The organism is Aliiroseovarius sp. M344 (assembly GCF_025140835.1).
Classification (GTDB): Bacteria; Pseudomonadota; Alphaproteobacteria; order Rhodobacterales; family Rhodobacteraceae; genus Aliiroseovarius.
Genome location: NZ_CP081153.1, coordinates 2,671,282 through 2,688,567, shown reverse-complemented (window position 1 = coordinate 2,688,567; position 17,286 = coordinate 2,671,282). Strand labels below are relative to the sequence as shown.

Genomic DNA, 17,286 nt, shown 5'->3' with positions numbered 1-17,286 from the left:
GACTCCGGGTTATCATATTCTGCACCTAATAGAGAAAGCCCGCGGCCCACATGGCAGCGGGCGCATATTTGGGGCCGAAATTTTATGGCAGGATCAAGCCGTGACACCCTGCTGGATAACAGCAGTCCGGTCCATCAAGACCGGTCACTCATCTCGTTGATAATACCGGTCTTCAACGAAGAAAAAAGTATCCGCATTTTTCTTGAACAAGCTGCCAAGGCGTTGGAGCCTTTGCGCGACGATCTGGATGTCGAATACCTGTTCGTCAATGACGGAAGCCGCGACGCGACCGAACGCACGATCTTGTCCTGCCGCGATGAATGGCCGGAAGTCGCGTTGGTTAATCTCTCCCGCAACTTTGGAAAAGAAGCCGCATTATCGGCCGGTTTGAACCATGCTCGTGGTGAGGCCGCCATACCGATTGACGTCGATTTGCAGGACCCGCCGTCAGTGATCGTCGAAATGGTCGCCAGCTGGCGCGACGGCGCGAAAGTGGTGAATGCGCGTCGTGCACGACGAGATACTGACACATGGGCCAAGCGCACCAGCGCTGGTCTGTTTTACCGCCTATTCAACACGCTGGCCGAGTACCCCATTCCAAGCGGTGTTGGCGACTTCCGCCTTCTGGACCGCGAAGTGGTGGATGCCATTTGCGCGATGGGTGAGAGGTCGAGGTTTAACAAAGCCATTTTCAGCTGGGTTGGATTTGAGACGACCGAGGTTGAATATGAGCGACCAGCGCGCGCAGAAGGTGAGACTCAGTGGTCTTATTGGAAGCTGTGGAAACTGGCGCTGGACGGCATCTTCGCGGCCTCAACCACGCCATTGCGGATCTGGACCTATGTGGGTCTCACCATGGCTTTCGGATCGCTTATGTACTCGTTGTTTTTGTTTGTCCGCACATTGGTATTCGGCGTCGATACACCTGGTTATGCTTCGACCGCGATTTTGATCCTGACCTTCGGGGGTATGAATATGTTCGCACTGGGTATCATTGGCGAATATGTCGGGCGCATTTATACCGAGGTGCGGCAGCGCCCGCTCTATATCGTGCGCTCGTATTACAAACAGGATATCGATGAGGAAGCCGCGCATGGATCGTGATGTATACGAACGGATGAAAGAGCTGGAAGCGCACCATTGGTGGTTTGTCGCCCGCAGGGATATGATCGAGACCTTGATACGGCGGCGCGCAAACTTGCCCGCAGAGGCACAAATTCTGGAGGCCGGGTGTGGCAGTGGTGGCAATTTGGAGTTGCTTCGACAGTTCGGTACAGTCGACGGTTTTGAGTATGACGAAACGGCCCGGGATGACGCGACCAAGAAATCCGGGCTGGACATCAAGTTTGGCGCATTGCCCGATGAAGTGCCATTTGATGGAAAAGAATATGACCTGATCGGCCTCTTTGATGTACTGGAACATGTCGAACCTGATGTCGCCTCGCTGCAATCACTGGCGTCGCGTCTGAAGCCGGGTGGCAAACTTCTGGTGACGGTTCCGGCCTTTCCTTTCCTTTGGTCAAACCACGATGAAGCCCATCACCATTTTCGCCGTTATACCCGCACAAACTTGGCAGCTGTCGCAGCGCAAGCTGGGTTGAAGGTGACGTACAGCAGTTATTTCAATACGCTGCTGTTCCCTTTGGCGATCGCCGCCCGAGCGGTCAAAAAACTGACGGGAAGCGAGGCGCCGGACGACAGTATGCCTCCTGCATGGTTAAATAGCCTGATGCGTCATATCTTTGGTGCCGAGCGATTTGTTCTGGGTCGGATCAGGTTGCCTGTTGGTTTGTCCCTTGGCGCAGTACTAGAGAAAGCTTGACCGTTGCTCGCACAACTGTTCCGTTTCATAGGTGTTGGTGGCCTGGCCACGATCACGCATGTTTTGCTTGCGACCATTGCGCACAAGTTCTTTGTCACGCCTGAAATGTGGTCCAATTTCATCGGCTTTTGCGGGTCAGTGCTGATTTCATATTCGGGCCATTCCAGTTTCACCTTTGCGGCTGAAGCAAACCATAAACAGCACTTCCCGAAATTTCTTTTTGTGTCTTTGACCGGGCTGGCGGCCAGCAGTTCAATTGTCTGGGTGGTCAGCACGTTGGCCGGTGGTAGCTTTTATCTGGCGATGGGGCTCGTGGCATTGATTGTGCCATTGGCTACGTTTCTGGCGCTGCGGTTTTGGGTCTTTTCGCATGGCGATAAGCCTTTGCTGCCCTCTTGGCCCATGGTTGTTATCGCAACGGGCGCGATAGTGCTGTTTATGTGGGTGTTTTGGAACTGGCCGGTTAACCACGACACTGCTTGGTATCTGGTAGCGACACGGAAAATGCTCGATGGCGCAAAGCTTTATGTCGACATTATCGAGGTCAATCCACCCCTGACATTCTATCTGACGATCCCGGCAATTTGGATCGCCGATTTTCTGAGCATTAGTGATTCAAACGGACAGTACATCTTTTTTACTTTGCTGTATTATACCAGCTTGCTTTGGTCCGGAGCAATTCTGCGCAGCACGACGGATTTGTCGCCGTTTCGCCGCAACGTGTTCTTTTTCGCCATGGCAGTTGTATACCTTCTGGCGGCAGCAGACCAAACGGTTCAGCGAGAACATCTGTTGGTGCTTTTTCTGTCGCCGTGGCTGATTTGGAATCTTTCACCATCCGCAAGATCACCGTCCCTGACCAGCAGTGTTTTTGCTGCCATAGGCATCTGCATAAAGCCCTTCTTCCTTGTGTTCCCAGTTGCCTTCCTGTTGCGGGATATGTGGCGCAACCGATCCTTGAAACCAATTCTCTATGCGCGCTACATGGTGATGTTGGCAGTTGGCGTTTGCTATTTGGCCTTTGTGGCCCTCAGGCACCCAGAATACCTGAATGAAATCATTCCAATCGCAAGTCTAGTTTACGGGGCTTACAAGAACACCGTCATCCTTTCTTTAACCGGGTCAATTCAGCCTCTGGCGCTGGGCCTGATCATCTTGCTGCCAGTTGTTAGGAGCAGGACAGACGGTGGAATGACATTTGCCTTGGCCGCACTGGCCGCACTGGCAAGCTTCGTCGTTCAAAGCACCGGCTTCAGTTATCAACTGATCCCCTTCGTCACGTACTCTTTGTTGGCTGGTGCGTGGTTTCTGGTTAACAGCACCCCTGTCTCACTTGGGGCAGTCCTGTCGAGTTTGGCAAGCGCTTTACTTTTGATGGGTCTCTACGACCGCGGCAAATACACGAGCACAATCACCGAAGAAGTGATCCAAGTTGCGCAAGAAGTCGGACCGATTTCCAGCATTATGACAGGATCGTTCCAACTCGATCCAGGGGCTCCCGTAGCACTGCGGTTGGGCGTGGACTGGGTTAGCCGCTACCCTGCGAATTGGCTGTATCCAGGTGCGGTGCAACAACTTGAGGCTACAGATTGCAACGCCCAGATTGACCTTTGTGCACAACTGCAAGCTATCGCAGATCGCAATCGCAATGATAACTTTGAAGACATCATCAGATATATGCCTGACCTGATCGTCTCGGACCGTGCTGTCATGCCTCCTTCCGACAATCCGTTTACTTGGATGACCTTCATGAAAGGCGACCCACGGTTTGACGAACTGATGAAAAACTACACACTTGTGCATAAGACCGAGCGGATGGACTACTATCTTCTGAACAGGGGTTAATGAGGTCACCTGATGCGTCGCCAATCTAGTCGGCGCACAAAAAGCTAATCCAGTGCTATGACCTGCCCGGTTGTCAGCCCCTTCTCAGAACCGCCGTTTCGGATCCAGATCTTGTTACCGCGAATGCGCGAGACAGACATACCGTCGAGTTGAGTACCCTTGGTCGCTTTGATGATGCGCCCGTCACTCAACTCCAACAATGCCCAGGCGGCCGTGTCGGTCTGGAATACTCCAACAACCGAGATCCGGCTGCGTCCATCAACTGGCAGAATAGGGGCAGGAGCCGGTGCGGATGCTGGAATGACATCGGCGACGTCTTGCTGGGATACAGACGGGCGTGGTGCGACAGCCTGCGTGGCAGGCGGCGTTGGTTTTCGCGCCCTTTGAATCCTTCGCATCGGGCGCGGAGAAGCCTTGGGTGCGGCGTATGTGGCTGCGGTTTCTGGCAGGGCCGGTGCGCTGGGTAAGAGCGTCGGCACCTCTGCCAGTGCTTCGGTGAGGTCGCGCGCCAAGCCCTCATCAACTTTCAGCACGCTGGCGATCGTTGGCGGCACTTGCAGATCGGTCGTCATCGCGACCAGCTGAAGGTCGGGTGCTGCCATGGTGTCAGGTGATTTCTGAAGCTGAGGCTCCGCGATGGCGGTGTTGATAGCTGGGGCAGCGTCTGTGTCAGGTGTGTCTATCGCAAGCGAAACGGCAAGAACGGACTTGTGATCGACGTTCTGCGGCCAGACCGAAACAACTTGCTGTAATTGCCCCCTGCGCATCGGGCGCGGCGATGCTTCGGGCGCGGCGCCAGAGGTTTCCAGCAAGTCCTGTGTGCTCGGCAACGGAGTTGGCGTTTCCGCGAGTATGTTTGCGATGTCCCGGGCGAGGTCTTCATCAACCTTCAGCAGGCTGCGGTTCAGTGGCGGGCTTTGCAGATCGCCTGTCATCGCCGCCAGTTGCAGGTCAGGTGTGGCCATGGTGTCAGGTGATTTCTGAAGCTGCGGCTGCGCGATAGCGGCGTTTATTGTTGGTGCAAGGTCTGTGTCAGGAGTGTCCATCGCACGCGAAACGGCAAGAACGGCATCGTGATCAACCTTCTGCGGCCAGATTGAAACAATGGCCGGGATCGTCTCGGCCATGGCAAAAACGGCTTCGGTCAATGGCGCAGGCGCTTCGTCGGCAAGCACGAATAAATCGGCAGGGGTTGGTTTGGCTATTGGGACTGTGACGGTTTGCGCCAAGGCAGCGACCCGCATATCGAGGTCGTAGTCAGCATCATGCTGATCCTTTGCAGCCAGTGTTGAGGCTTCCGTCGCCCGGCCCATATCAAATACGGGTGTGGTCGCGGTGGGCGCACCAACTTCGGCTGTCCCCAAAGAGTAGGCCGCGAATATCTGGCTGTCATCGCGTGCCGCAGCACTGTTCGACGGCGCTTTTGGTGCCGTTGGCGCAGGCGCCATATCGGCAGTATCGTTTTCACGGCGCAGTGGAGAACCGAATGGCAGGGTTTCCAGCGGTAAGAGGCTTCGATCTGCTGGTTTGATGGAGGGATCAGGCAGGTTGGTTAAAATGGCAACTTCAGATCCTGTGACGGGCGATTTCGGCTGAGCGACGGTTGCGACAACTTCAGGGACAATTGCTTCCAAAATCGGCGCTTCAACGGCTGTGCCATTGGCAAGCGCGTCGTAGCTGGCATACTGCTCTGTTAATTCTGAGGCGTCGGGCCAGATAAACTTTGACGCATAGACCGACAACGAGACAAAGAAACCGGCCGCTACGAACATGACCGAAAAAACAGACAAAGTCAGCCGATTTGACCGCGAGCCTTTCATTTATCCAACCTACTAATTAACAAAAAATCATTACTACTTTTGAATCCTAGACAGCATTTATTTGTCAATAGAGGCGGTTTGATGGCAGCGATAACATGATGTTGTTGTTTCCCACTGTTGCGTCAAAACAAGAAGACGCCCGAATAAGGCGAATTCTGTGCGATCTTAAGTTGTATTATTCCAACCACTTAGAATGGGCTATAGGACGACGTGGCCGCTGGCCTATTTCCCGTGACCGACCTAACACATCAATGGTTGTAGTTTACTTAATTTCCCGCGAAAGCCTTGTCAGATTGCGCCAAATGGCTATGACTGGCGCAACAGCAAAGGCTGTTTTGTCAGTATTTTATTTTGGGGGTGCCTTTGGGGATGAGACACATTCACACACAAGGTTTAGCTATTGCGATCCTAGCAACCGTATTGACGGGTTGTGTAGACCAAAAACCAAAGAGCGCTTCGCAAGAGGCACCAAAGACATCGGCTGCCACCGACGTCGCAAATTCGTCACCATCAAGCAGCATGACGACTGATGTAGGTGCTCCGACCGGATCAATTGAATTCGCCGGGGTCACTGACGTACAAGATCTGATCCGAGCCAGAAGTGCAGAATATGACAAGCTGACCGTGGAAGCTCGCCAGCAAGGTATGATGGGCGGGGCCTTGCGCGGCGCGCTGCTGGGGCTGATCATTGACGCTGGCCCAGCTACGATCGCGGGCGGTGCAGTCCTTGGTGGTATCGTTGGCGCAAGTGCCGGGGAACGTGTGGCCTCGCAATTGATCCAAGAGCACAAGAATTATCTTATTCGGCGTTGGTCGCTTGAGAAAGTTCTTGAGTCAGTCAAAACCGACAGCCGGAACACCCGCTTCGATTTGATCCTGTCATCAAATCTGGTGAAGACCAAACAAGCCCAGCCAGCAGCTGCTGTTTCCAAAGCCGCAATTGCAGATCTATCGACGTTTAAATCACATGCAGTGTCCCGGGCGTTGGCATTACGAGAGGTGCTGCCGCTGTATTCGGACAACCCTGCTGCGACCCGCCGATTGGAGGCCGAACTGAAAACTCAGATGGCGATGATCTCTGATTTCCAACGAAATATCAAAACATTGGAGGCACTGGCATGACGATGTTTGCACCCGCACAGGTTTCCAAATGCGTCGCCTTGGGCTGCGCCGTCGTTGCAATGACTGCCTGCGCCCCGAAGGTTCAACCTCAGGACCCCTGCGCCGCCGCAGACCGTCCGATTGAATTGCGATACCTTTTGGAAAACAGCATCACCGATAGTTATGAAGCCTGCCTTGCGGTCGTTCGTGATCAAGCTGCAAGCGCGTTGGAGAAGTGAATTGCGCCAATCCGTAATTTTAATCAGTTTTTGTATCGCACTTGCTTCTTGCAGCATGGACAAACCGCCGTTTTCAGACGCCACGACCTGCGTAGAAGCAGAATGTGAAACCGATCAGCGGCGTATGCAGGATACCAACTGGCTATATCGCCTGTACTATTTCCTGACGTTTCCGTTTATCAATTAACGGCAGGTTGCCGGCTGTTTGGGCCCAACGTCCGCCGCAGTCCTTCCGCTGAGCAACTGCAATTTCGGAGCAAAGATCGTATCTCTACCTGAAGCCTTTGGAAATCTAGGAAATTGGTCGGGCTGAGAGGATTCGAACCTCCGACCCCCTGCTCCCGAAGCAGGTGCGCTACCAGGCTGCGCTACAGCCCGACCGTGACGCGCGGGATAGCTGCAAGCAGGGTAAGAGGCAAGACCCTAAATGCCGCGTTAAAGGGCCAGCACCATTTTGGTGGCGCTGCTGAAACCAAGAAGGGGCTTCAAAGGTCCAGTTGTTTCTTCGCCGGTCGCCACGAAGCCAAGACGTTCGTACAAGGCCCTGGCGCGAGGATTGGTGTCGATGACGTCCAATGTAACGTGTTTGAATTCCTGCTTGCGGGCAAAGGTAAACAGCGCGTCAAACAAGGCCGAGCCAACACCCTTGCCGCGCGCTTCTTTAGACACACATACCCCATCCATTTGAAGCGTATCCGTCGGCGCGTCACGTTCCAGAATCGCCAAGGGCACCAATCGCCAAAGCGCGCCAATCCCGTAATGCTTGAATAGGTCGCGGGTCGATGCTGTGGAAAATCCATTGGTCCCCGATTTATGTGCCGCGATCCCCAGAAGGTTGCCAGCCTCATTCGTCGCGGCAACCACGGCATCTGGATTGATGGTTTCGGTAAAAAAGCGGCGTCCCTTGTCACCCGGCCCAAGTAGCTTTCCAAGTTTTGCGCCAAAGGTCTCCCAGTAAAGGGTGGCGGCTTCGGTTTCCAAACCATCGGGAAGGCCGGTGTGCAAGGTTATTGATGACATGCCCGGTATATGGGGACCGGTCGGCCAAAAGAAAACCGGCCCACACCAAGGCGAGCCGGTTTACAATAACATTTAAGAACAGCTTAAAGGCTCGCGTTCAGAGCCGCGACAACCGCATCACCCATTTCCGAGGTCGTTGCAGGTGTTGCGCCCGGCTCGTTCAAAAGGTCGCCAGTGCGGGTGCCGTCAGCCAATACCTTTTCAACCGCAGCTTCCACGCGGTCCGCTTCTGCCCCCATGTCGAAGCTATACCGCAGGGCCATGGCAAAGCTAAGGATACAGGCGCAGGGGTTGGCTTTGCCCTGACCAGAAATGTCCGGGGCAGACCCATGCACGGGTTCATAAAGCGCTTTCGGGCGACCATTGGCCATTGGGGCTCCCAATGACGCGGAAGGCAACATGCCCAGCGAACCCGTTAACATGGCGGCACAATCCGACAGGATGTCGCCAAACAGGTTGTCGGTATAAATCACGTCGAATTGCTTGGGCGCGCGCACCAGCTGCATGGCGCCGTTGTCTGCATACATGTGGGACAGTTCGACCTCGGGGTATTCCTTGCCCACCCGCGTCACGACTTCGCGCCACAGGATGCCTGATTCCATCACGTTGGCTTTTTCCATCGAGCACAGACGCTTGTCGCGCTTCATGGCCAGTTCGAACGCTGACCGCGCCCCGCGTTCAATCTCGCTTTCGGTATAGCGCTGGGTGTTGATGCCAACCCGCTCGCCGTTCTCTTCGAAGATGCCGCGCGGCTCGCCGAAATAAACGCCCGACGTCAGCTCTCGCACGATCATGATGTCGAGGCCCGAGACGATGTCCTTTTTCAGAGACGAGAAATCAGCCAGCGCATCAAAGCACTGTGCCGGACGCAGGTTTGAGAACAAGTCCATCTCCTTGCGCAGGCGCAGAAGGCCACGTTCGGGTTTCACCGAGAAATCCAGATCGTCGTATTTCGGACCACCCACGGCACCCAGCAGGACGGCGTCGACCTTTTGCGCATGCGCCATGGTCTCGTCCGCCAAGGGAACACCGTGCTTGTCATAGGCGGCCCCGCCAACAAGGTCCTCGCTCACATCAAAAGTCACGCCGCGTTTGTCGCCGATCCAATCGATGATCTTGCGCACTTCGGCCATCACTTCGGGGCCAATGCCGTCACCGGGCAGGATAAGGAGGGAGGGGTTCGTCATGGGCTTGTCCTTGCTCTGAAATGCGTCGCAGATTGGCCTAGCCTGTCGGCGGCGTAGCGTCAAGAAACGAAGGCTTAGAAGCGCAGATCGACCCAGACAAGTCGGTGGCGTGAGGCGGTTGTAACCACCGTGTGAAGTGGTTCGCCGTTTGCGGGCCAGAGAACCCCAGCATCGGTCATCTCAAGCTCGGCGGCCGGCAGGACATAGCTGACACGTAAATCACCAGGCAAAGGATCAGGCCAGTCGACCGTGTCCAATGCGGGGTCACCAGAGTGGGTTGCGTCGACCGCCTCTTCCGCGACCAACCGCCGAGGCATCGGATCCTGCAGTCGTGGGTCGCGCAGCAGTCGGCGTATGGCGGCTTGGCGGCCGTCGCCATCCTCTGGATCCAGGTTGGCATCCCCGGCGATCACAACTGGCCCATTGGGGGCGGTGACGGGCAATGCGTTGTCCAGATACCGCTGCCAAAACGCGATTTCGTCGTGGTTGCGACGACCGTTTCGGTCTTCCTCGCCGTCAAAAACGGGGGTGGTGGCATGGAACGTAAGTAGGTGCAGCACTTTATTGTCGGGCAGTTTCACAGCCACGTCCCAATGCGCCACGCTGCTGAGCCGTTGAGCTGCAAAGGCTTGAGGGGAAGGGAAGGGCGCACCGTTTTCACTAGGGGGTATAGCGCCCGGGAGGTCTTTCCACAGAAAGCCCGTGAAATCATGCACCTCGCCAATCGGATACCGTGACAGGACCGCCATACCGCCTTGCCCAGTAAAGCGCCCATAGCCTTGGGCATCGCGTGCCTCGTTCGTGCGGCCATTGCCATCCATATCCAATCCAGTCGCAAGACCTGCGTTGGGTACGGTTGAAAAGGCATATGGCATTGCATGGCCACGGTCGGCCAACGCATTTTGAAATGCGTTCAGGGCGTGGAGTTCAAGATCGTTGTCAAATCCTTGCAGCGCCAGAATATCTGGTTGAGCTGTCACAATTACCGTCAGCACCGCTGCGATTTGCTCGTCTTTGCCGGACAGAATATCCCGCAATAGAAGTCCAGGGCCTTTGCGGCTTAACTCGGTGTTATAGGTCGCTATCCGAAGGTCCAACGCATTCGCGGCCAACGGAGCGGTCAAAGCGGAAAAAACCAGCGCAGCCTTTGCGATCCAACTGAAGTGCCGCGCTATGTCGAAGCATGTGCGCTTCAGGCGTGTGCCATCCCGCTGGCAGTTGCTTCGCGTTTGTTGCGCTTGCGCTCGCTGCTGATCATCAGGGCGACACGCAGCATTGCAATACCGCGCATGAAAAGGCTTGCGGGAAGAAAGGCCCATGCGGCGACTGTCCATATCATGGTTTGATGGTTTTCGACCGAAACCGATCCGAAAAGTGAAACCGCTGCTGTAATGATGAGGGGGGTTGCGAAGGGCAATAGGAAACCAAGCGCGATGTTAAAGCGCGCGTCGCGGACCAAACGGCGAACCACATCGCCACCAGTGGTGGGGTCAAACGTTGGCAAATTTACCCACACGTTAAAGGCACCATTCGATCTGGAAGGCCATTCTGTGAAGCGCAGCGACATCAGGAACACTGCCATGGAAAGAAGGGAAATCAGATAGCTCATCCCGGCGGCAGCCCGCAGAAGCACCATGTCGTTGAACGTCGCAGATTCCGGCAACATAGAGACAACAAAGCGCACGGGGCTATAAGGGAAATCGATGGCCTGACCGATCAACATACCGACCGAAGTCATGAATTGGGTCGCCGTCGAATGGTCGGTCTGACCGCGCACGATCACCGACAGGCAAAACACCGTCGCAAAAAGTGCGGCAAAACGAATACGGTTGAAGGGTGGGGCGTCGCGAAACTCGACCAATCCGGGATAGGTCGACGCATATTCAAAGATGGTCAAGGCAGCTGCAAACAGAGCAACAATCGTTACGATCTGTCCGGATTCCTGACTGACACCCGGCACAAGAATTGACGGGGTTGCAATCAAAATTACCATCAGGAATGCTCGCGCTATCGCGCCAATCATTCGGCTAACCACTACCTTATTCCTTCCACCGGGATGGGTGCTGTTTCCTGCCGCACCTTTGATCCCTGTCAGCGTTTCCTCATTCAGCGGGTCACTGCTTCTTATTACGACATACTGCGTCGCATATTACTCCCACTTCAAGTTGTGCCTAAAATGAGTTGAAAAATGTGTTCGATTTAAGGGGAAACTGGTGCGACTTTGCACCAAAATAAGGTAAAAATGGGGCCATCCCTGCGAATGACCCCATGATTCAATTTAATTTTCAGGTGGTTAGACCCAAGGACGTTGTGTGGCAGCCTTTGCCTCAAACGCTTCGATTGACCCCTGTTTTTCCATGGTAAGACCGATGTCATCCAGCCCATTCAGCAGGCAATGCTTCTTAAACTCGTCAACTGAAAAGGGAATCACCGCCCCATCCGACGTTGTGATCTCTTGCGATTCGAGGTCGATGGTCATCAGGGCGTTGGCACCTTTCTCGGCGTCGGCCATCAAAATGTCGACCTGCTCCTGCGGCAAAACGATCGGAAGGATACCGTTCTTGAAGCAGTTGCTGAAGAAGATGTCGGCGAAGCTGGTTGAGATCACGCATTTGATCCCGAAGTCAGCAATGGCCCACGGGGCATGTTCGCGCGACGAACCGCAACCAAAGTTATCACCGGCCACCAAAATCTGGGCATCGCGGTATTGTGGTTTGTTCAAAACGAAGTCCGGGATTTCGTTGCCGCTTCGGTCAAACCGCATCTCGTCAAAAAGATTCACACCAAGACCGGAACGCTTGATGGTCTTCAGAAAAACCTTCGGAATGATCATGTCGGTGTCTATGTTCACCAGCGGCATTGGCGCCGCGATCCCATGAAGTTTTTGGAACTTTTCCATAGCACGCACCTTTCTGCATCGGCCACGCCTGGAAAATCGTCATGGCTGCGTCATTCATTCCCCTGCTTTATGCAGGTTTTGCAGGCGAATCCAAGCCAATGCGCACGAAAAACCCGGCTCTGATTGTAAGAGCCGGGTTCAGGTGGTGAAAAGGGTGTTGTTTAAAGCGTTTCGAACTAAACCTGAGACAGGGATCATTCGAAACGCTGTTCAATACTTCAACGTATCGCGCGTTTCGCCAAAAACCGGTGTCGCAGGTTTTTCTCGAAACGCTTTACGCTTTGCGGCGGCGGCGTGTGATGGCCCCTAAACCGAATAAGCCAGTCACCAACAGCAGACCAGCAGCCGGGATTGGGACCGGCGATACCGTCACAAGGTTTTGACCCGTGTAACGCCCGCGATTTTCGTCACCGTCAACCTGAAGGAAAGACAAGTTCCATTGGCTGCCACCTGCATAGTTCATAGCAGCAAACAAATACTGGTTTGCAAGCGATGTACTGCCGGTGCTGCTTGCCTGAAACAGACCAGACGAAACGCTTAATGCGGTATTGTCGTCTTCATAGGCGGCCTCCCACAATGCCATTTGGAACGCGGCGGCGTGGTCGCCATTTGTCGCGTCCAAACCCGCATAGTTGGCGTCAAATACTGACTGCACGCGATCGCGGGCAGTATCTGTCAGGCCAAAGCTGTTTGAAAACGGATCATTGGTTGGTGTGTAATTCTGACTGGATCCTGTGCCCATCAGATAATGCGCAATATCAAGGCACCAGCCGACGAAACTGCCCATGTTACCGGTGGTGTCGGTCAGGTTGAAACCCGTGGCTCCAACTGTACCCGGCGTGTTTGCCACCGGGGAAGAGCCGATTGAAACCGACTGAACTGTGGATGTATAACCATCCAGCCTCAGGACGGCTGCATCCGATGCGGTCGCGAAACCTGCTGCGACAATCGCAGCTGTTAATAGCTTTCTCATTATTACCCCTTCAAATCCTGTAACCCAGTTAAATGCATACACCGCTTCCCCAGCGCGGTAGTGGAATGACTATGATAATAATAGTGCCGCCAGCCGGGCTCAAAGGAATTCGTCAGAAATGTGGCAATAACAATTCAAAGTAGTGGCAAGGGCATAGGCGCAGAAGGAAAGTGTGCGCAACTGTTTCCAAGTTGCGCACAATAGCCAATTAGTTAGCTGTTTTCGTAACGTTTCGCTTAGCGCGAATCACATCAACTCGCGGACGTCCGTCAGGCGACCCGTCAAAGCTGCGGCTGCGGCCATTGCCGGGCTGACAAGATGCGTGCGGCCTTTATAGCCCTGACGGCCTTCGAAGTTCCGGTTCGATGTCGAAGCGCAGCGCTCTTTTTCGGCCAACTGATCCGGGTTCATTGCAAGGCACATCGAGCACCCGGCCAAACGCCATTCGAAACCAGCCTCCTGAAAGATTTCAGCCAGTCCTTCTTCTTCCGCCTGAGCGCGCACAAGGCCGGACCCTGGCACGATCATCGCGCGCAAGCCGTTCTTGATTTTCTTGCCTTTGACCACCTCCGCGACGGCGCGCAGGTCTTCGATACGCCCGTTCGTGCATGATCCAATAAAGACGGTGTCAATCTCGATATCTGTCAGCTTTTGGCCGGGTGTCAGGCCCATATACTCGATGGCGCGTTTGGCAGCTTCGACCTTGCCACCGGTAAAGTCTTCGGGGCTGGGCACAATGGCTGAAATCGGCAAAACATCTTCGGGCGACGTGCCCCAGGTCACAACCGGCTCGATCTCTTCCCCTTTCAGGGTGATGACCTTGTCGAAATGTGCGCCTTCGTCGGTATAAAGCGTCTTCCAGTATGCCAGCGCTTGCTCCCATTGACCCGCTTTCGGCGCATGGGGGCGGCCTTTGACATACTCGAAGGTGGTTTCGTCAGGCGCGATCAAACCGGCGCGGGCGCCGCCTTCGATGGCCATATTGCAGACGGTCATACGCCCTTCCATCGACAGGTCGCGGATCGCTTCGCCGCAATATTCGATGACATAGCCGGTGCCGCCAGCGGTGCCGGTCTTGCCGATCACCGCAAGCGTGATGTCCTTGGCGGTCACACCGGGCGTCAGCTTTCCGGTGATCTCAACCTTCATATTCTTAGATTTTTTCTGGATCAGCGTTTGCGTGGCCAATACATGTTCGACCTCAGATGTGCCGATGCCATGCGCCAAGGCACCAAACGCGCCGTGGGTCGCGGTGTGGCTGTCGCCGCAAACGACGGTCATGCCGGGCAGGGTCCAACCTTGCTCGGGTCCGACGATGTGCACGATCCCCTGACGCACGTCGTCGACAGGGTAATAGTGAATACCGAAATCCTTGGCGTTCTTGTCCAGCGCCTCGACTTGGATGCGGCTTTCCTCGTTCTCGATGCCCTTGGCGCGATCAAGAGTTGTCGGCACGTTGTGATCCGGGACGGCGATCGTTTTGTCAGGTGCATGCACTTGACGGCCCGCTAGACGCAGCCCTTCAAAGGCTTGCGGACTGGTGACTTCGTGAACCAGATGGCGGTCGATATACAGTAAGCAAGTGCCATCATCGGCTTCGTGGGCCACATGGGCATCCCAGATTTTATCATAGAGTGTCTTCGGGGCGGTCATTTCGCTCTCCGTGGATAGGCGTGGATGTCTGTCAGGTTGTGATAGGTTTGGGGCACCACCTTATAGGTGGGCGCGCACATTTCGTGTCGCACCAAAAAAACGCCAAGGCAGGCGCGCACGTTCATCCATATCGAAAACCCGAGTCATGACATCGAGATACTCCTTTGCAGCATAAGGGGCAAGGGCGCATGGGGTTGGTGTTGAATTCGACCTCTGGACGCGCCGTAACCTGCGTGCAAAAGTCAGCGGATGGAGAGCGAACAATCGACGCCGTCCGGCGCCAGCACCACACCTAATACCAGCTCTGGCCCTGAAAACCTGCCAGACCTCGCCAACGAGACAATCGTTTCGTTGCGCGATCAGCTGATGCCTTTGTGGAACGACGGTGCGGCCTTTGTTTTAAGCCTTGGGCAGACTTGGCGGCTGTATCAAGTGGCAGCCATTATTTTGCTTGCGATTGCGAGCTGGGGTGCAGGCAAGTTCCTGAACCCGAAAGTCGACCACTGGTTGCGATCACGCGAGGGCTGGTCTAAGCGCCGATTGCGATTGGCCATCCACACCCGCCGCCGAATTCCGATGATCCTGTTTGTCATCGCCTCGTGGCTGATCGTGGCAGTAATGCGCGAAGTGACTTGGCCGTCGCGGTCATATCTGATCGCCGCAATCGGCACGTTGGCATTGGCATGGATATTGGTCGGCTATGCTTCGGTGGTGGTCGAAAACCGCATGCTGCGCCGAACCACCAAGTGGGGCCTGTGGATCTACGTTACGATTTACTACCTTGGCGTGACGGACGAAATTGGCGATGTGCTTGATAACCTTGCCATTTCTGTTGGCGATTTCCGCATCTCGCTTTTAGATGTGATCAGCGCGGTGGTGGTGACGGCGGCGTTGTTCGCCCTCGCGCGCATGTTCAGCCGCGCGTCGTCTGAAAGGGTGCGCAACAACGACGACATTTCGCCGTCGATGCAGGTGCTGACGGTTAAGTTCATTCAGTTGTTGGCCTATGGCGCGGCGTTCTTCCTTGGTTTGAAAGTGATTGGCGTTGATCTGACGGGGCTTGCGTTCCTGTCTGGTGCCATTGGTCTTGGTTTGGGTTTCGGCCTTCAGAAAGTCGTGTCGAACCTCGTCTCAGGTGTCATCATTCTGCTGGATAAATCCATCAAACCCGGCGACGTGATCAGTCTGGGTGAAACCTTCGGCTGGATCCAACAGTTGGGCGCGCGTTATGTGTCGGTTGTCACACGGGACGGGCGCGAATACCTGATCCCGAACGAGGATCTGATCACTGGGCAGGTGGTGAACTGGTCTCACACCAATTCGTTCGTGCGATTGGATATCTTCTTTGGCACTGCCTATGCGGATGATCCACATAAGGTGCGAAAAGTTGCGATCGAGGCGGCAACCAGTGTCTCGCGGGTGCTGAGTTTTCGCCCCCCGGTTTGCCACATTGTTGGCTTTGGTGACAGCACGGTCGATTACATCCTGCGGTTCTGGATTGATGATCCGACGGGCGGCCTGACCAATATTCGCGGCAACGTTTATCTGGCGCTTTGGGATGCGTTTCGGGAACACGACATCTCGTTCCCGTTCCCGCAACGCGAAGTTCGGTTGCTGGAGGAGGTGGAAATTGGCGAAAAACCGCAAGCGTGACCCATTTGCACCCCCGATCCTGACCAGTTGCTTGACCAACGTTGAGATAGCCCCCATGTGATGCTACGATTCTTATGTGCCCAGCGCCGGGGCGGATTGGCGCGCATCGATAGGAGGACAATGTTCTGTCTCCGCAAACAGAGGTCGCTGAAGATGCGACCGCAGGGAAACCCGCAATGAAGGTGGCCCCTCAAACAAGCGTCAGCGACAACATCTTGTCGCGCGTTCTTAGCTCACTTGATGATGACAAAGCCGAAGATGTGGTGATCATTGATTTGCGTGGCAAATCAGAGATGGCCGATCATATGGTCGTTTGTTCCGGTCGGTCGACCCGTCAGGTTGCTGCGATCTCGGAAAAGCTGACCGAGAAGCTCAAGCAGGAAATGGATGTCTTCTGTAAAATTGAAGGCAAAGATCAGGGCGACTGGGTGCTGATCGACGCGGGTGATGTGATCATCCACGTGTTCCGTCCGGAAGTGCGCGAGTTCTATCAGCTTGAAAAGATGTGGCTGGAGCCGGGCGCAACGACGGGCGCGCCAAGCTGAGTGTCAGGATTGGCCTGACATGAAAGTACACATTTGCGCTGTGGGCCGCCTGCGCGGTGGCCCTGAGCGCGACCTGATCGACGACTATGTGACCCGCTTTGACCGCACTGGTCGCGCGTTGGGTCTGGGTCCGGTTGACCTTCATGAAGTTGAAGACAAGAAGGGTGGCGGTATGGCGGCTGAGGCTGCCCTGTTGGAACGCGCCCTGCCCAAAGGCGCGTTGATCTGCACGCTGGATGAGCGGGGCAAAGTCATGACCTCGCCCAGTTTCGCAAATCTTCTGGGGCGCTGGCGCGATGATGGTCGCGGCGACGTCGCCTTTGTGATCGGCGGCGCCGACGGGATCGACCCCGGTTTGCGCGCCAAAGCCGATGCAAGCCTGTCCTTTGGTAAGATGGTTTGGCCGCATATGTTGGTGCGTGTGATGCTGTCTGAACAGCTTTACCGGGCGGCGTCGATCCTTGCCGGAAGCCCCTATCACCGGGCCTGACCAAAACACGCGCTGATGCGGCTGCCTTGCGTCTGTGCC

At 55.2% G+C, this 17,286-nt stretch carries 16 protein-coding genes and 1 tRNA gene; 8 read left to right on the top strand and 9 right to left on the bottom strand.

The genetic code is table 11. The features are described from left to right. The first annotated feature begins 84 nt into the window (after positions 1 to 84). Genes K3556_RS13185 through K3556_RS13175 form a run of 3 tightly spaced genes read left to right on the top strand, consistent with a single transcriptional unit; the run spans position 85 to position 3,667 of the window. Positions 85 to 1,104, top strand: a complete 1,020-nt coding sequence (locus K3556_RS13185) for a glycosyltransferase family 2 protein (protein ID WP_260517233.1) — start codon at positions 85 to 87, stop codon at positions 1,102 to 1,104. Beyond that, the gene (locus K3556_RS13180) at positions 1,094 to 1,822 is read left to right on the top strand and encodes a class I SAM-dependent methyltransferase (RefSeq protein WP_260517232.1); all 729 of its coding nucleotides are present in this window, start codon (positions 1,094 to 1,096) and stop codon (positions 1,820 to 1,822) included. The genes K3556_RS13185 and K3556_RS13180 overlap by 11 nt, the downstream gene beginning before the upstream one ends. A 3-nt stretch (positions 1,823 to 1,825) precedes the next feature. After that, entirely contained in the window at positions 1,826 to 3,667 is a 1,842-nt protein-coding gene (locus K3556_RS13175; RefSeq protein WP_312847266.1) for a GtrA family protein, read from the top strand. A 44-nt stretch (positions 3,668 to 3,711) separates the two neighbouring features. Here K3556_RS13175 and K3556_RS13170 read toward each other — a convergent pair whose 3' ends face one another. After that, positions 3,712 to 5,439: a hypothetical protein gene (locus K3556_RS13170; protein ID WP_260517231.1), complete on the bottom strand. Its 1,728-nt coding sequence runs from the start codon at positions 5,437 to 5,439 to the stop codon at positions 3,712 to 3,714. A gap of 567 nt (positions 5,440 to 6,006) precedes the next feature. Between K3556_RS13170 and K3556_RS13165 the strand changes: the two genes are divergently transcribed. Beyond that, a complete protein-coding gene (locus tag K3556_RS13165; RefSeq protein ID WP_260517230.1) occupies positions 6,007 to 6,609 on the top strand; it encodes a glycine zipper family protein in 603 nt (200 codons plus the stop codon). Next, the gene (locus K3556_RS13160) at positions 6,606 to 6,827 is read left to right on the top strand and encodes a hypothetical protein (RefSeq protein WP_260517229.1); all 222 of its coding nucleotides are present in this window, start codon (positions 6,606 to 6,608) and stop codon (positions 6,825 to 6,827) included. Before K3556_RS13165 ends, K3556_RS13160 begins: the two co-directional genes overlap by 4 nt. 301 nt (positions 6,828 to 7,128) lie before the next feature. Here the strand turns inward: K3556_RS13160 and K3556_RS13155 are convergent. The 8 genes from K3556_RS13155 to leuC all read right to left on the bottom strand — a co-directional run bounded on the left by K3556_RS13155 (position 7,129) and on the right by leuC (position 14,559). Further along, a tRNA-Pro gene (locus K3556_RS13155) sits at positions 7,129 to 7,205 on the bottom strand. A gap of 57 nt (positions 7,206 to 7,262) precedes the next feature. Further along, entirely contained in the window at positions 7,263 to 7,847 is a 585-nt protein-coding gene (locus K3556_RS13150) for a GNAT family N-acetyltransferase (protein WP_260517228.1), read from the bottom strand. Positions 7,848 to 7,930: 83 nt separating this feature from the next. Further along, positions 7,931 to 9,034, bottom strand: a complete 1,104-nt coding sequence (gene leuB, locus K3556_RS13145; protein ID WP_260517227.1) for a 3-isopropylmalate dehydrogenase — start codon at positions 9,032 to 9,034, stop codon at positions 7,931 to 7,933. Positions 9,035 to 9,108: 74 nt separating this feature from the next. Continuing rightward, positions 9,109 to 10,158: an endonuclease/exonuclease/phosphatase family protein gene (locus tag K3556_RS13140; RefSeq protein ID WP_260517226.1), complete on the bottom strand. Its 1,050-nt coding sequence runs from the start codon at positions 10,156 to 10,158 to the stop codon at positions 9,109 to 9,111. A gap of 68 nt (positions 10,159 to 10,226) precedes the next feature. Further along, positions 10,227 to 11,027, bottom strand: a complete 801-nt coding sequence (locus K3556_RS13135; RefSeq protein WP_260517225.1) for a hypothetical protein — start codon at positions 11,025 to 11,027, stop codon at positions 10,227 to 10,229. A 300-nt stretch (positions 11,028 to 11,327) separates the two neighbouring features. After that, entirely contained in the window at positions 11,328 to 11,933 is a 606-nt protein-coding gene (gene leuD / locus K3556_RS13130; RefSeq protein WP_260517224.1) for a 3-isopropylmalate dehydratase small subunit, read from the bottom strand. A gap of 274 nt (positions 11,934 to 12,207) precedes the next feature. Next, on the bottom strand, positions 12,208 to 12,906 hold the full coding sequence (locus tag K3556_RS13125; RefSeq protein WP_260517223.1) for a VPLPA-CTERM sorting domain-containing protein: 699 nt from the start codon (positions 12,904 to 12,906) through the stop codon (positions 12,208 to 12,210). Positions 12,907 to 13,152: 246 nt separating this feature from the next. Continuing rightward, positions 13,153 to 14,559: a 3-isopropylmalate dehydratase large subunit gene (leuC, locus tag K3556_RS13120; RefSeq protein ID WP_260517222.1), complete on the bottom strand. Its 1,407-nt coding sequence runs from the start codon at positions 14,557 to 14,559 to the stop codon at positions 13,153 to 13,155. A 249-nt stretch (positions 14,560 to 14,808) separates the two neighbouring features. Here leuC and K3556_RS13115 point away from each other — a divergent pair, with 249 nt between their 5' ends. From K3556_RS13115 to rlmH, 3 genes are all read left to right on the top strand, one after another. Continuing rightward, positions 14,809 to 16,212 (top strand): mechanosensitive ion channel family protein, encoded by a 1,404-nt coding sequence (locus K3556_RS13115; RefSeq protein ID WP_409557752.1) that lies wholly within the window; start codon positions 14,809 to 14,811, stop codon positions 16,210 to 16,212. Positions 16,213 to 16,388: 176 nt separating this feature from the next. Continuing rightward, on the top strand, positions 16,389 to 16,757 hold the full coding sequence (rsfS, locus tag K3556_RS13110; protein ID WP_260517221.1) for a ribosome silencing factor: 369 nt from the start codon (positions 16,389 to 16,391) through the stop codon (positions 16,755 to 16,757). A 19-nt stretch (positions 16,758 to 16,776) separates the two neighbouring features. Next, positions 16,777 to 17,247 (top strand): 23S rRNA (pseudouridine(1915)-N(3))-methyltransferase RlmH, encoded by a 471-nt coding sequence (gene rlmH / locus K3556_RS13105; protein WP_260517220.1) that lies wholly within the window; start codon positions 16,777 to 16,779, stop codon positions 17,245 to 17,247. Positions 17,248 to 17,286 lie beyond the last annotated feature (39 nt).

What these genes read in the sequence shown, in the direction of transcription:
- K3556_RS13160 (WP_260517229.1), top strand. Translation starts at nt 6,606, where the DNA reads ATGACGATGTTTGCACCCGCACAGGTTTCCAAATGCGTCGCCTTGGGC.
- K3556_RS13165 (WP_260517230.1), top strand. Translation starts at nt 6,007, where the DNA reads ATGACGACTGATGTAGGTGCTCCGACCGGATCAATTGAATTCGCCGGG.
- rlmH (WP_260517220.1), top strand. Translation starts at nt 16,777, where the DNA reads ATGAAAGTACACATTTGCGCTGTGGGCCGCCTGCGCGGTGGCCCTGAG.
- leuC (WP_260517222.1), bottom strand. Translation starts at nt 14,559, where the DNA reads ATGACCGCCCCGAAGACACTCTATGATAAAATCTGGGATGCCCATGTG.
- K3556_RS13170 (WP_260517231.1), bottom strand. Translation starts at nt 5,439, where the DNA reads ATGTTCGTAGCGGCCGGTTTCTTTGTCTCGTTGTCGGTCTATGCGTCA.
- K3556_RS13185 (WP_260517233.1), top strand. Translation starts at nt 85, where the DNA reads ATGGCAGGATCAAGCCGTGACACCCTGCTGGATAACAGCAGTCCGGTC.
- leuD (WP_260517224.1), bottom strand. Translation starts at nt 11,933, where the DNA reads ATGGAAAAGTTCCAAAAACTTCATGGGATCGCGGCGCCAATGCCGCTG.
- rsfS (WP_260517221.1), top strand. Translation starts at nt 16,389, where the DNA reads ATGAAGGTGGCCCCTCAAACAAGCGTCAGCGACAACATCTTGTCGCGC.
- K3556_RS13125 (WP_260517223.1), bottom strand. Translation starts at nt 12,906, where the DNA reads ATGAGAAAGCTATTAACAGCTGCGATTGTCGCAGCAGGTTTCGCGACC.
- K3556_RS13135 (WP_260517225.1), bottom strand. Translation starts at nt 11,027, where the DNA reads ATGGTAATTTTGATTGCAACCCCGTCAATTCTTGTGCCGGGTGTCAGT.
- K3556_RS13115 (WP_409557752.1), top strand. Translation starts at nt 14,809, where the DNA reads ATGGAGAGCGAACAATCGACGCCGTCCGGCGCCAGCACCACACCTAAT.
- leuB (WP_260517227.1), bottom strand. Translation starts at nt 9,034, where the DNA reads ATGACGAACCCCTCCCTCCTTATCCTGCCCGGTGACGGCATTGGCCCC.
- K3556_RS13150 (WP_260517228.1), bottom strand. Translation starts at nt 7,847, where the DNA reads ATGTCATCAATAACCTTGCACACCGGCCTTCCCGATGGTTTGGAAACC.
- K3556_RS13180 (WP_260517232.1), top strand. Translation starts at nt 1,094, where the DNA reads ATGGATCGTGATGTATACGAACGGATGAAAGAGCTGGAAGCGCACCAT.